This window comes from Cupriavidus sp. USMAA2-4 (assembly GCF_001854305.1).
Taxonomy (GTDB): domain Bacteria; phylum Pseudomonadota; class Gammaproteobacteria; order Burkholderiales; family Burkholderiaceae; genus Cupriavidus; species Cupriavidus malaysiensis.
In genome coordinates, this window is the sequence record NZ_CP017748.1 from 1,133,978 (window position 1) to 1,145,990 (window position 12,013).

The 12,013-nt window shown below is 71.1% G+C and carries 9 protein-coding genes; 4 read left to right on the forward strand and 5 right to left on the reverse strand.

The annotated features are described in order from the left end of the window. Positions 1-14 precede the first annotated feature (14 nt). The 5 genes from BKK79_RS05035 to BKK79_RS05055 all read right to left on the reverse strand — a co-directional run bounded on the left by BKK79_RS05035 (position 15) and on the right by BKK79_RS05055 (position 5,662). Positions 15-623, reverse strand: a complete 609-nt coding sequence (locus BKK79_RS05035; RefSeq protein ID WP_071037260.1) for a DUF924 family protein — start codon at positions 621-623, stop codon at positions 15-17. A 53-nt stretch (positions 624-676) separates the two neighbouring features. Continuing rightward, positions 677-1,105: a group II truncated hemoglobin gene (locus BKK79_RS05040; RefSeq protein WP_071011851.1), complete on the reverse strand. Its 429-nt coding sequence runs from the start codon at positions 1,103-1,105 to the stop codon at positions 677-679. Positions 1,106-1,256: 151 nt separating this feature from the next. Next, positions 1,257-3,860 (reverse strand): ABC transporter permease, encoded by a 2,604-nt coding sequence (locus BKK79_RS05045; protein ID WP_071011846.1) that lies wholly within the window; start codon positions 3,858-3,860, stop codon positions 1,257-1,259. 141 nt (positions 3,861-4,001) lie between these two features. Next, entirely contained in the window at positions 4,002-4,613 is a 612-nt protein-coding gene (locus tag BKK79_RS05050) for a DUF4126 domain-containing protein (protein WP_071037261.1), read from the reverse strand. 113 nt (positions 4,614-4,726) lie between these two features. Beyond that, positions 4,727-5,662 carry a LysR substrate-binding domain-containing protein gene (locus BKK79_RS05055; RefSeq protein WP_071011843.1) on the reverse strand — a complete coding sequence of 312 codons (936 nt, stop codon included), beginning with the start codon at positions 5,660-5,662 and terminating at the stop codon, positions 4,727-4,729. A 224-nt stretch (positions 5,663-5,886) separates the two neighbouring features. Between BKK79_RS05055 and xdhA the strand changes: the two genes are divergently transcribed. The 4 genes from xdhA to BKK79_RS05080 all read left to right on the forward strand — a co-directional run bounded on the left by xdhA (position 5,887) and on the right by BKK79_RS05080 (position 12,013). Beyond that, the gene (gene xdhA / locus BKK79_RS05065) at positions 5,887-7,392 is read left to right on the forward strand and encodes a xanthine dehydrogenase small subunit (protein ID WP_071011841.1); all 1,506 of its coding nucleotides are present in this window, start codon (positions 5,887-5,889) and stop codon (positions 7,390-7,392) included. Positions 7,393-7,404: 12 nt separating this feature from the next. Next, positions 7,405-9,759 carry a xanthine dehydrogenase molybdopterin binding subunit gene (gene xdhB, locus BKK79_RS05070; protein ID WP_071037263.1) on the forward strand — a complete coding sequence of 785 codons (2,355 nt, stop codon included), beginning with the start codon at positions 7,405-7,407 and terminating at the stop codon, positions 9,757-9,759. Positions 9,760-9,923: 164 nt separating this feature from the next. Next, complete coding sequence (gene xdhC / locus BKK79_RS05075) at positions 9,924-10,940, forward strand: xanthine dehydrogenase accessory protein XdhC (protein WP_071037264.1); 1,017 nt, start codon at positions 9,924-9,926, stop codon at positions 10,938-10,940. Between the two features lie 29 nt (positions 10,941-10,969). Continuing rightward, the gene (locus BKK79_RS05080) at positions 10,970-12,013 is read left to right on the forward strand and encodes an adenosine deaminase (protein ID WP_071037265.1); all 1,044 of its coding nucleotides are present in this window, start codon (positions 10,970-10,972) and stop codon (positions 12,011-12,013) included.

Genomic DNA, 12,013 nt, shown 5'->3' on the forward strand with positions numbered 1-12,013 from the left:
CGCGCAGCCATGGCCTAGAAGGACGAGCCCGGCTCGCGCAGGAAGGCCGCTTCCTCGGCCGTGCCGGCCCGCCCCAGGATCGCATTGCGGTGCGGGAAACGCCCGAAGCGCACGATGATGGCGCGGTGCTTGTCGGCCCACTCCACGGTGTCGACCGCGCCGCCACTCTCGTCGCGCAGCCGGTGCGTCAGCCTGACCGATTCGTCCTGGGCCGCGAGTTCTTCCGCATGCTCGAAGGGCAGGTAGCAGAACATGCGGTGCCAGCCTGTCGGCAGGCGCAGGTCGCCGCCGCCGGCCACCAGCCGGCGCGCCAGCGCCAGTGCGCGCGCATCGGTGGCGAAGCTGCGCGCATCGCCGCGGAACAGGTTGCGCGGGAACTGGTCGAGCAGCACGATGCGCGCGCAGGTGCCTTCCGGCGTCTGTGCCCAGGCGGCGTCCTGCGCCTCGCCACCGGGCGCGGCGGCGGCCTCCCATTCGGCCAGGAAGGCCTGACGGATGGTGTCGTCGAAAGCGGCCGATTTGGCGAACCACTCGCGGCGCGAGGTATCCCAGGCGGGAGAGTCGGGTGTGCCGAACCAGAAATCGAGCACGCGGCGGGCGGCGGCGGGAAGCTTGTCCGTCATGCCTGGCGATCTCCTGCTAGTCGAAAAATTGGACGGAGGCGGCGCCGGCGCGCTCAGCGCGCCACGTTGCGCATCCAGTCGGCGGTCTGGAACAGGGCCTCCATCAGGCGCAGCTGCAGCGGCTCCGGCAGGCCCGTGTCCTGCATCGCCAGCGCCATGCAGCGCATCCACTGGTCACGCTCGCTGGTGCCGATCTCGAAGGGCAGATGGCGCGCGCGCAGGCGCGGGTGGCCGAAGCGCTCGATGAAGTAGTTGGGCCCGCCGAGCCAGCCGCACAGGAACCAGAACAGCTTGTCGCGCGAGCCGTCCAGCGAGGCGGGATGCAGCGCGCGCAGTCCGGCGAACTCCGGCTCGAGGTCCATCAGGTCGTAGAAGCGGTCGACCAGTTCGCGCACGCGCGCCTCGCCGCCGATCAGTTCGTAGGCGCTGGTTTCGCGCTTTGCGCCGTCGCCCGGGGTGTCGTTGTGTTCCGTACTCGTCATGCCGTAAGGGGTGTTGGCTGGATCAGGGCTGTCGAACAGGGCTGCCGAAAGCCGCCATGATACGGGGAATACGGGGATCCGGCCGCACGCGCGGCGGCGGGCCGGGTCCCCCGTTTCATGGCGACGGCCCCCGGCGGCGGCCGTGCCTGCCTCAGGCGTCGCGCAAGGTCGCCAGGGCCGGCTGGCGCAGCACTTCGCGCAGGCCCAGCCAGCCGCCGGCCAACGCACACAGCGCCCCCGCCACCACGCCGGCCGGCACGATCCACGGATTGAAGCGGTAGGGAAAATCGAACACCTGCGTGGCCAGCCCCCAGCCTACCGCGAGCGCGCCCAGGCTGGCCAGCAGGCCGGCCAGCGCGCCCACCACCAGGAACTCCGCGTATTGGGTCTGGCGCACCAGCGCGGCCGAGGCCCCCAGCGCCTTGAGCAGGCCGGCGTCGCGCCGGCGCTCGTCGCGCGTGCCTGACAGCGCCGCATACAGCACCGTCACACCGGCCGCCAGCGTGAAGGCGAACAGGAACTCGACCGCGGCGATGACCTGGTCCAGCACCTGCTGCACCTGGCGCAGGATCAGCTCGGTGTTGACCACGGTGATGTTGGGGAAAGCCGCCACCAGCCGGTTATCCAGCGGCGCCTGCGCCGACGGCAGGTGGAAGGCCGTGATGTAGGTCTCCGGCATGCCGTGCATCATGGCCGGTGGCAGGATCACGAAGAAATTGACGCGCATCGAACTCCAGTCGAGCTTGCGCAGCGATGTCACCCTGGCCTCCACCGGCTGGCCCGCCACATCGAAGCGCAGCGTGTCGCCCAGGCGGATGCCGAGGGTGCGGGCGATGCCCTCTTCCACCGAGGCCCCGGCCAGCTGCCCGCGCGGCCAGCTGCCGGCAACCACGCGGTTGCCCTCGGGCAGGGTGTCCATGTAGGACAGGTTGAATTCCCGCTCGACCAGGTTGCGCGCCCGCTCGGCCGGATAGTCGGCTCCCGTCACCGCGCGGCCGTCGATATGGGTGAGGCGCCCGCGCACCATCGGATACAGCAGGTCCTGGATACCAGCGCCGGCGAGCCGGGCGCGCAGGGCGTCGCGCTGGTCGGGCTGGATGTTGATGACGAAGCGGTTGGGCGCGTCGGCGGGCGTGGCACCGCGCCACGAGGCGATCAGGTCGCTGCGCGTCATGCCGAGCAGCAGCAGCGCCATCAGGCCCACCGCCAGGGCCACCGTCTGCAGCACAGTGACGCCGCGCCGCCGCTCCAGCACCGCCAGCGCGAAACGCCAGCCGACCCCGGCCACGCCGCTGCCCAGGCGCCCGCGCAGCAGCCGCGCCAGCGCGCCCAGCACCGCCAGCGACAACAGGCCGAACAACAGGCCTGCCGCGAGGAAGCCGCCTGCCGTCAGCAGGCCGAGCTTGAGGTCGCGCGCGGCGGCCAGCAGCAGCAGGCCGAAGGCGGCCAGCCCGAAGCCGTAGGCCAGCCAGGCCGATACCGGCGGCAGGCCGAGGTCGCGCCGCAGCACGCGCAACGGCGATACGCGCGTCAGCGACAGCAACGGCGGCAAGGCGAAACCGCTCAGCAGGACCAGGCCCGACAGCAGGCCGAGCGCGGCCGGGCGCGGCGACGGCGGCGGCAAGGTCACGGTCAGCAGGCCGCCCAGCGACAGCAGCAGGCCATAGTGCGCCAGATAGCCCAGCGCCACCCCGACGGCAGCGCCGGCCAGGCCCAGCAGCACGAATTCCAGCCCGAAGGCGCGCAGGATCTGCCCGCGCGACAGCCCCAGGCACTTGTAGACCGCGCAGGCATCGGTGTGACGCTGCACGTAGCGGCGCGCCGACATGGCGATCGCCACCGCGGCGATCATCGCCGACAGCACCGCCACCAGCGACAGGAAACGCTCGGCGCGGTCGAGCGTGGCGCGCATCTGCGGCTGGCCGGTCTCCAGCGACTCGACCCGCATATTGCGCAGGCCGAGCCGCGCGATCTCCTGCTGGGCCCAGCGCTGGAAGGCAGCGGCGGCGGGATCGGCACCCGCCACCAGCAGCCGGTAGCTGACGCGGCTGCCCCAGCCGACCAGGCCGGTGCTGTCCAGGTCCGACAGCGCCAGCATCACGCGCGGCGCGAAGTTCATGAAGCCGGCACCGCGGTCCAGCTCCTGGGTGAGGATGCGCGCGACACGGAAGCCACGGCTGCCGAGCTGGACGGTATCGCCCATGCGCAGCCCCAGCGCATCGAGCAGGGCTTCATCGACCCACACCGTGCCGGGCTCGGGAATGCCTTCGGCAACCGTCTCGGGGCCGCCCGGCGCGGCGCTCGTCTTGAGCCGCCCCCGCAGCGGATAGGCCGGACTGACGGCCTTGAGCGCGGCCAGCCGGCTCGGCGCGTCGCCCGCCGCCGCGCCGCGGGCCGTGGCCATGCTGGGGAAGGTCACGGTCTGGGCCACCGCCAGCCCGGCCTGCCGGGCGTGGTCGGCGAAGCCGGCGGGAAACGGCTGGTCGGCCACCAGCAGCACGTCGGCGCCGATCATCTGGCGCGCATCGCGCTCCAGCCCCAGCCGCATGCGGTCGGCCAGGAAGCCGACGCTGCTGAGCGCGGCCACGGCCAGCACCAGCGCAAACAGCAGCAGGTTCAGTTCGCCGGCCAGCCAGTCGCGCCGGGCCATGCGCAAGGCCTGGCGCCAGGCGGAAAAGCGTGCGGCAGCGGCTGGCGCACCGGGGCTGGCGGGAGCGGTCGGCGGCGGGAATGGCTGGCTTGGCGGCTGGGTCATCGTCGTCGGTCGGGAAAAGGCATGGCCTCGGGTCAAGGCCGGTTCAAGGGTGGATGCCGCAGTGGATGCCGGGCTGGGCCGTCTTGCCGGCGGCAGGATCCGCGCCGTGGCACGACAAGGCGATCGCCATCACGATACCCGCTACTCGCGCCCGGCCGGCTGCCGCGTCCGCGCCGCGGCCCGTCCGAGGGCACCGTGCAGGCGGCGTACACCGCGCCACAGGCGTGGCAGCAGCCAGGCGGCCAGCCCCAGGAAGACCAGCAGCAGCACCAGGAACAGCAGCGGCAGGAAGAACGACAGCAGCAGGCCGGCGGTGGCGCCGAGGTCCTCGCTGAAGGAAGCGACCCAGTTGGAAAACGGCTCGGGCGAGACATTGATCAAGGCGCGCGTGCCCGCCTTGACTGCGTGGGCGGTGCCCGCCAGCGTGCCGCCGGCCAGGCCGGCGGCCACCACCCACTGCGGATCGAGCTGGCCGAAGGCGGCCGCCGCCAGGATGGCGCCGGCGGGAATGCGCACGAAGGTCTGGATGCCGTCCCAGACCGAGTCGAAGCCCGGCATCTTGTCCGCCAGGAACTCCGCCAGCGCCAGTACCGCGGCCAGGCCGAGCACCCACCAGGACGTCAGCGGCTGCAGCCCGGGGGGCAGGTGCAGCCAGCCCAGGCGGGCCAGCAGGCCGGCGGTGAACACGGCCAGGTAGAGGCGGAAGCCGCTGGTCCAGGACAACCCGGCTGCCAGCGCGGCCGTTTCCAGCATGGCGCTCCTTGTGATCGGCTGCGGCAGGATTGCCGCTGGATGCAGTGTAATCCGGATCGCGCAGGCACCCGGCACGGGCGGCGCGGCACCGCCATTGTGCAGAGAACGCCGGTTCAGGCGGCGTCCGCCACCTGCGGCAGGTCGGCCGCCACCTCGGCGATCATGCGGCGCAGCCACAGCACATCGGGCGCGGCGTGGCAGCGCTCGTGCCAGAGCTGGTAGAAGCGCATGCGCGGGAAGACCACCGGCGAGGGCACCATGCGGATCGGCAGGTACTGGGCGTAGTGGGCGGCGAACTGTCGGCCCGTGGTGAAGACCATGTCGGTCTTCATCAGCACGTAGGGCACCAGGCCGAAATACGGCAGCGTGACCTGGATATTACGCTTGTAGCCTTGCTCGGCCAGCGCCTGGTCGATCATGCTGCGCTGCATCGAGGCATAGGGCGCCGGCGCCAGGTGCGGCATCTCCAGGTAGTGCTTCAGCGTCAGGCCCTTGCGCGCCAGCGGATGCTGGGCGCCCAGCATGCAGACCACCTCGTCCTCGAACAGCGGCGAGATGTGCAGGTGCTCGGGCGGCGACAGCCAGTTGCCGACCACGATGTCGAGCTGGCCCTGCTCCAGGTCCTCCAGGAAGTCGCTGCCGGCGGTCATCGGATGCACGAACAGCTTGGCGCCGGGCGCCAGCCGGCGCACCCGCTCGACGATATTGGGCAGGAAGAAGGCGTCCAGGTAGTCCGGCGCGCCCAGGTGGAAGGTGCGCGTGGTGGTGGCCGGGTCGAACTGCTGCGGCGGGCGCGCGATGCGGTCCATCGCCGCCAGGCTCTGCTCGGCCAGCAGCAGCAACTCGCGGCCGCGCTCGGTCGGTACCATGCCGCTCTTGCCCCGCACCAGGATGGCATCGCCGGTGATTTCGCGCAGACGCTTGAGCGTATTGCTGATGGCCGGCTGCGACTGGCCCAGGCGCACGGCCGTGCGGGTCACGCTCTGCTCGGTGAGCAGGGTATGCAGCACCCGCAGCAGGTAGGTATCGAGATGGTCGCGTCCGTGCATGGGGCGGTCGCCGCGGGGCCGGCCGGGCCGGCGGCGGTGGTGGCGAGGAGGATGGGAACGGCGCATAGTGTAAGCGAGGCACCCGGCGGCAGGTCAATCCGCGCGCACCCTGGCCGCCCGCTCTCCGCCCTGATGGCGCACATCACCTGGGCCGAATATTGCTTGCTCCAGCCCGATGCTATGTTTCACGCCATAACACAAGGCACCTAACGGAATACGAGACCATGGAGACGCAACCCATCCGCTTCTACCATCGCGGCCAGATCCAGGAAGTCGCGGACGCCCCGATCACCCGCACCGTGCTGCAGTACCTGCGCGAGGACGTGCGCTGCACGGGCACCAAGGAGGGCTGCGCCGAGGGCGACTGCGGCGCCTGCACCGTCGTCATCGGCGAGCTGCAGGACGACGGCCAGGTCGCCTTCAAGGCGGTCAACTCCTGCATCCAGTTCCTGCCCACGCTGGACGGCAAGGCACTGATCACGGTCGAGGACCTGCGCCAGGCCGACGGCACCCTGCATCCGGTGCAGGAAGCGCTGGTGGAATGCCATGGCTCGCAATGCGGCTTCTGCACGCCCGGCTTCGTCATGTCGCTGTGGGCGCTGTACCAGCAGCACACCCCGGGCGGCGACGCCCCCGCGCGCAGCACCATCTGCGATGCCCTGACCGGCAACCTGTGCCGCTGCACCGGCTACCGTCCCATCATCGACGCCGGCCAGCGCATGATGGCGCTGCCCGCGCCGAGGCCCGGCAAGCTCGAGCCGCGCAGCATCGCCGAGGCCCTGCGCGGCCTGCGCCGCGACGGCACCTTCCACTACAGCGCCGCCGGCCGGCAGTTCCATGCGCCGCGCACCGCCTCCGCCTTCGCCGCGCTCAAGGCCGCCGAGCCGGGCATCCGCATCCTGGCCGGCAGCACCGACGTCGGCCTGTGGGTGACCAAGCAGTTCCGCGAACTGGGCGACCTGCTCTATATCGGCCAGGTACAGGACCTGTACTACGTCGAACCGCGCGACGGCATGCTCGAGATCGGTGCCGCCGTGCCGCTGGAGCCGGCCTACGCCGCGCTCACGGCCCATCACCCGGCACTGGAAGAGCTGTGGAAGCGCTTCGCCTCGCTGCCGATCCGCAATGCCGGCACGCTCGGCGGCAATATCGCCAACGGTTCGCCGATCGGCGATTCGATGCCGGCGCTGATCGCGCTCGGTGCCGAAGTGGTGCTGCAACATGGCGACACGCGCCGCACCTTGCCGCTCGAAGACCTCTACCTGGCCTACCAGAAGACCGCCATGGCCGCAGGCGAGTTCGTCGCCGCGCTGCGCGTGCCGCTGGCAGGCCCGGCGCACTTCCGCACCTACAAGCTGTCCAAGCGCTTCGACGAGGACATCTCCGCGGTCTGCGCCGCCTTCGCCATCGACGTCGAGGACGGCATCGTCACGCGCGCGCGCATCGCCTTCGGCGGCATGGCCGCCACGCCCAAGCGCGCCGCCGCGGCCGAGGCGGCCCTCACCGGCCAGCCCTGGGACGAAGCCAGCGCGCGCGCCGCCATGGCCGCGCTGGGCCAGGACTACACGCCGTTGACCGACATGCGCGCCAGCGCCGCCTACCGCGCGCGCGGCGCCGCCAACCTGCTCTACCGCTTCTGGCTGGAGACGCGCGCCGACGCGCTGCCCGCCGCCAGTGTCAACGTCCGCGCCCCCGGCGCCGGCGCCGACGTGATCGCCGCCGGTGTCTAAGGAGTGAACGGCATGAACAAGCAGACCGAACCCTTCCTGCTCGACGAAAGCGTGGCCACCGAGGCTGCGCCACAGGTCGGCATCTCGCGCCCGCACGAGTCCGCCCACCTGCACGTGGCCGGCACCGCCACCTACACCGACGACATCCCCGAGCTGGCCGGCACGCTGCACGCCGCCCTGGGCATGAGTGCGCGCGCCCATGCGCGCATCAGGTCGATCTCGCTCGACAAGGTGCGCGCCGCGCGCGGCGTGGTCGCGGTGCTGACCGCGGACGATATCCCGGCCGTCAACGACTGCGGCCCGATCATCCACGACGACCCCATCCTGGCCCGCGAGGTGGTCCAGTTCATCGGCCAGCCGGTGTTCCTGGTGGTGGCCAGCTCGCACGACGCGGCGCGCCGCGCCGCACGCCTGGGCGAGATCGAGTACGAAGACCTGCCGCCGGTACTGTCGCCCGAGGCCGCGCACGCCGCGGGCAGCTATGTGCTGCCGCCGATGCACCTGACGCGCGGCGAGCCCGCTGCCCGCATCGGCGCCGCGGCCCATCGCGACAGCGGCCACATCCGCCTGGGCGGCCAGGAGCAGTTCTACCTGGAGGGCCAGATCTCCTATGCCGTCCCCAAGGAAAACGACGGCATGCACGTGTGGTGCTCGACGCAGCACCCCACCGAGATGCAGCACGCGGTGGCCCATATGCTGGGCTGGCACGTGCACCAGGTCCAGGTGGAGTGCCGCCGCATGGGCGGCGGCTTCGGCGGCAAGGAATCGCAGTCGGCCCTGTTCGCCTGCTGCGCGGCGCTGGCGGCGTGGAAGCTGCTGTGCCCGGTCAAGCTGCGCCCGGACCGCGACGACGACATGATGATCACCGGCAAGCGCCATGACTTCGTCTTCGACTACCAGGCCGGCCACGATGCCGAGGGCCGCCTCGAAGGCGTGCAGGTGGAGATGGTGTCGCGCGCCGGCTTCTCGGCCGACCTGTCGGGCCCGGTGATGACCCGCGCGATCTGCCATTTCGACAATGCCTACTGGCTGCCGGACGTGCAGATCGACGGCTACTGCGGCAAGACCAATACCCAGAGCAATACCGCCTTCCGCGGCTTCGGCGGCCCGCAGGGCGCCTTTGCCATCGAGTACATCCTCGACAACGTCGCCCGCGCGGTCGGGCGCGACGCCTTCGACGTGCGCCGCGCCAACCTGTACGGCAAGGGCGAGCGCAACGTCACGCCCTATGGACAGACCGTGGAGGACAACGTCATCCACGAACTGCTCGACGAGCTCGAGGCCAGCAGCGAATACCGCGCCCGCCGCGCCGCCACGCGCGCCTTCAACGCGGCCAGCCCGGTGCTGAAGAAGGGCATCGCCATCACCCCGGTGAAGTTCGGCATCTCCTTCAACGTGGCCCACTTCAACCAGGCGGGCGCACTGGTGCACGTCTACAACGACGGCTCGGTGCTGGTGAACCACGGCGGCACCGAGATGGGCCAGGGCCTGAACACCAAGGTGGCGATGGTGGTGGCGCACGAACTGGGCATCCGCCTCGAACGCGTGCGCTGCAGCGCCACCGACACCAGCAAGGTGGCCAACACCTCGGCCACCGCCGCCTCCACCGGCGCCGACCTGAACGGCAAGGCGGCGCAGGACGCGGCCCGCCAGATCCGCGAGCGCCTGGCCGCCTTCGCCGCGCGCAAGGCCGGCGTGGACGTGTCGGAAGTGCGCTTCGGCGACGACCTGGTGGTGGCCGGCGAACTGCGCCAGCCCTTCGACGAGCTGGCGCGCGAAGCCTACGTGGCGCGCGTGCAGCTGTGGTCCGACGGCTTCTACACCACGCCCAAGCTGCACTGGGACCAGAGCAAGCTGCAGGGCCGTCCCTTCTACTATTTCGCCTACGGCGCGGCCTGCTCCGAGGTGCTGGTCGACACGCTGACCGGCGAATGGCGCCTGCTGCGCGCCGACGTGCTGCATGACGCCGGCCGCTCGCTCAACCCGGCGCTGGACATCGGCCAGGTCGAGGGCGCCTTCATCCAGGGCATGGGCTGGCTGACCACCGAGGAGCTGTGGTGGAACCAGAACGGCAAGCTGATGACGCATGCGCCGTCCACCTACAAGATCCCGACCGTCAACGACTGCCCGGAGACCTTCAACGTGCGGCTGTTCCAGAACCGCAACGTGGAAGACAGCATCCACCGCTCCAAGGCTGTCGGCGAGCCGCCGCTGCTGCTGCCGTTCTCGGTCTTCTTCGCCATCCGCGACGCCGTGGCGGCGCTGGGCGACTACCGGATCAATCCGCCGCTGACGGCTCCGGCCACCGGCGAGGCGATCCTCGATGCCGCGGACGCGGTGAGGGAGGCGGTGGCTGCACAGGAATGACGGATCGCGGGGGATGACCGACGGGCGCAGGCAGTTCGCGTGGAGCCACCCGCGGCCAGCCTGCCCCCAAGCCTCGAAGGCAAGACCGCAGCAAACCACCGATCGCCGCATCCAGCACAGCCGACACCGACAGCCGAAACCCGCCACCACCCAGAGACCGAACCATGCAGGACGCTCCGCTCCAACCCTTCCGCTTCGCCGATGCCGCCCGCTGGGTGCGCGCCGGCGTGCCCGTGGCGATGGTCACCATCGTCGAGGTCAAGGGCTCGGCCCCGCGCGAGCCCGGCGTGCGCATGCTGGTGACGGCGGACGCGCTGGTCGGCACCATCGGCGGCGGCCACCTGGAGTGGCGCGGCATGGAGATCGCCCGCACGATGCTGGACGCCGGCAGCGGCAGCCCGTCGCGCCGCATCGAGCGCATCCCGCTCGGGCCGGCCCTCGGCCAATGCTGTGGCGGCGTGGTCAAGCTCGCCTTCGAGGTGCTGGGCGAGGCCGACCTGCCCTGGCTCGATGCGGTCGAGGCGGCCTTCGCGCGCGGCGACGCGCTGCTGCGCACGGTGCCGCCATCCGGTCCCGCGCGCCATGCGCCCAGCCGTGCCGTGGCGCCGGCGGTGGTGCTGCAGGCCGGCGGTGGCTGGAACGACACGCTGGTCTCGGACGCCATGCAGATCGTGCTGTTCGGCGCCGGCCATGTCGGCCACGCCCTGGTCAAGGTGCTGGCCAACCTGCCGTGCCAGGTGCGCTGGGTCGACGAGCGCGACACCCTGTTCCCGCCGGGCCTGCCCGCCAACGTGCGCGCCGAGGCCACCGACACGCCCGAGGCCGAGGTCGACGCGGCCCCGCGCGGCAGCTACTTCCTGGTGATGACGCACAGCCACGCGCTCGACCTGGCCTTGTGCGAACAGATCCTGCGGCGGCGCGACTTCGCCTACTTCGGCCTGATCGGCTCGAAGACCAAGCGCGCGCGCTTCGAGCACCGCCTGGCCGAGCGCGGCGTGGACAGCGCGCGCCTCGCCGAGATGACCTGCCCGATGGGGGTGGCCGGCATCACCGACAAGGCTCCAGCTATGATTGCGGTTGCCATCGTCGCCCAACTGCTCCAGGTGCGCGATCAGCGGCTTGCCGCCCTGACCGCCAGCGCCCGGCAGCCGCAAGGGACGGCGCAACCCGTCACCCGGTGAATCCCGCCGGGCAATCATCAGAGGCCCCCATGTCCATCGACGCCGCGCTCGCCGAACGCATCCGCCGCAGCCCCAAGGCGGAACTGCATGTCCATATCGAAGGCACGCTCGAACCCGAGCGCATCTTCCAGCTCGCCCAGCGCAACCAGGTCAAGCTGCCCTACCCCACCGTGGAGGCGCTGCGCGCGGCCTACGCCTTCACCGACCTGCAGTCCTTCCTCGACATCTACTACGCCGGCGCCAGCGTGCTGCTGACCGAGGAAGACTTCTTCGACATGACCATGGACTACGTCCGCCGCGCGGTGGCCGACAACGTCCGCCATGCCGAGATCTTCTTCGACCCGCAGACGCATACGGCGCGCGGCGTGCCGGTCTCGACCGTGATCGACGGCATCGCCGATGCGCTGGCCCAGGCGCGCACCGAATACGATTTCTCCAGCAGCCTGATCCTCTGCTTCCTGCGCCACCTCAGCGAGGAAGACGCCTTCGCCACGCTGGAGGCCGCTCTGCCCTTCCGCGACCGCTTCGTCGGCATCGGCCTGGACTCGTCCGAGCGCGGCAACCCGCCCGAGAAGTTCGCGCGCGTGTTCGCCCGCGCGCGCGAACTGGGCCTGCACCTGGTGGCGCATGCCGGCGAGGAGGGCCCGGCCGACTACGTGCGCGACGCGCTCGACCTGCTCAAGGTGGAGCGCATCGACCACGGTGTGCGCGCCATCGACGACGCCGCGCTGGTCGAGCGCCTCGCGCGCGAGCGCGTGCCGCTGACGGTGTGCCCGCTGTCGAACCAGAAGCTGAAGGTCTATCCCGACCTGCGCGACCATTCCCTCAAGCGGCTGCTCGATGCCGGCGTCGCCGTCACGCTGCACTCGGACGATCCCGCCTACTTCGGCGGCTACATGAACGCCAACTGGGAAGCCGTCTTCGAGGCGCTGCCGCTGGACGCGGCCGACGCGCACAAGCTGGCGCGCAACAGTTTCGAAGCGGCCTTCCTGCCCGCAGCGCAGAAGGCCGACTTCCTCGCCGAAGTGGACCACTTCTGGCGCTCCCCGCCCGCCACGCCTGCCGCGGCCTGA

Bases quoted from the DNA above. Each gene is read 5' to 3' on its own strand.
- BKK79_RS05035 (WP_071037260.1), bottom strand. From the start codon at position 623: ATGACGGACAAGCTTCCCGCCGCCGCCCGCCGCGTGCTCGATTTCTGG.
- BKK79_RS05040 (WP_071011851.1), bottom strand. From the start codon at position 1,105: ATGACGAGTACGGAACACAACGACACCCCGGGCGACGGCGCAAAGCGC.
- BKK79_RS05045 (WP_071011846.1), bottom strand. From the start codon at position 3,860: ATGACCCAGCCGCCAAGCCAGCCATTCCCGCCGCCGACCGCTCCCGCC.
- BKK79_RS05050 (WP_071037261.1), bottom strand. From the start codon at position 4,613: ATGCTGGAAACGGCCGCGCTGGCAGCCGGGTTGTCCTGGACCAGCGGC.
- BKK79_RS05055 (WP_071011843.1), bottom strand. From the start codon at position 5,662: ATGCACGGACGCGACCATCTCGATACCTACCTGCTGCGGGTGCTGCAT.
- xdhA (WP_071011841.1), top strand. From the start codon at position 5,887: ATGGAGACGCAACCCATCCGCTTCTACCATCGCGGCCAGATCCAGGAA.
- xdhB (WP_071037263.1), top strand. From the start codon at position 7,405: ATGAACAAGCAGACCGAACCCTTCCTGCTCGACGAAAGCGTGGCCACC.
- xdhC (WP_071037264.1), top strand. From the start codon at position 9,924: ATGCAGGACGCTCCGCTCCAACCCTTCCGCTTCGCCGATGCCGCCCGC.
- BKK79_RS05080 (WP_071037265.1), top strand. From the start codon at position 10,970: ATGTCCATCGACGCCGCGCTCGCCGAACGCATCCGCCGCAGCCCCAAG.